1 protein-coding gene is annotated in these 404 nt (G+C 62.4%); it reads left to right on the forward strand.

Annotated features, from left to right (window positions below):
* The coding region (locus tag AB4Z35_RS30905; RefSeq protein WP_442101287.1) for a fimbria/pilus periplasmic chaperone at positions 1-404 on the forward strand (404 nt) is incomplete at both ends.

Consider the following 404-nt stretch of genomic DNA (forward strand, 5'->3'; position numbering starts at 1 on the left):
GCCGTGCTCGTGCTGAGCCTGCCTGCCGCGTGGAGCGCTCACGCTTCGGTGGTGATCGGCGGCACGCGTGTGGTGTACAACGCCAACGAAAAAGAAGCGACGATCAAGCTTTCCAATCAGGGAAATGCTCCGGCGCTGACCCAGGCCTGGCTCGACAATGGCGACCCCAAGGCCGCGCCATCTACCGTGGAGGTGCCATTTCTGGTCACTCCGCCCGTGATGCGCATTGATCCGAAGAAGGCGCAGACCCTGCGCATCCTCCATACCGGCGAGCCACTGCCGCAGGACAAGGAGTCGGTGTTCTGGCTCAACGTGCTGGAAATCCCGCCCAAGGCCGAAGCCAGTGGCGCGAACACCAACCATTTGCAGCTCGCGTTCCGCTCGCGCATCAAGATGTTCTATCG

This window comes from Pseudomonas sp. KB_15 (assembly GCF_052114525.1).
Lineage (GTDB): Bacteria > Pseudomonadota > Gammaproteobacteria > Pseudomonadales > Pseudomonadaceae > Aquipseudomonas.